1 protein-coding gene is annotated in these 439 nt (G+C 32.8%); it reads right to left on the bottom strand.

Going from position 1 to position 439, the window contains the following annotated elements; all coding sequences use genetic code 11:
• Window positions 1-33: 33 nt before the first annotated feature.
• Window positions 34-439, bottom strand: a 406-nt coding sequence (locus PI85_RS23080) for an IS3 family transposase (protein WP_039392515.1), incomplete at its 5' end; no start/stop codon positions are given.

Genomic DNA, 439 nt, shown 5'->3' with positions numbered 1-439 from the left:
TGAAGTGACCCCAAAAAGTTAGACATTATTAAGTTAAGCTGCTTCGGAGGATTGAATTCGGTATTGTACCGGACTCAATCCTTTTAATTTTCCTTTAATACGTTTGTGATTGTAATATTCAATATACAATTCAAGTTCAAGCTTGAAGTGATTCATACTTTCAAATTCTTGCATATATAAGAGTTCTGATTTTAATAGGCCAAAAAAGTTTTCAATTACTGCATTATCTAAACAGTTACCCTTACGAGACATACTTAGGGTAATGCCATTTTGTTTTAAGGCATTAGAGTATTCTTTCATTTGATAATGCCAACCTTGATCCGAGTGTAAGATAGGGGCATCTCCTTCGGATAAGCAAAATAAAGCTTTATCTAACATGATCGATACAAGTTTATATGTAGGTCGGCTTTGAATATTATAAGCGATGATTTCACCATTA

Origin of the sequence: Lysinibacillus sp. A1, assembly GCF_000801965.1 — a bacterium.
In the GTDB taxonomy this organism is placed as follows: domain Bacteria; phylum Bacillota; class Bacilli; order Bacillales_A; family Planococcaceae; genus Lysinibacillus; species Lysinibacillus fusiformis.
This window is presented reverse-complemented; position numbering and strand designations above follow the sequence as displayed.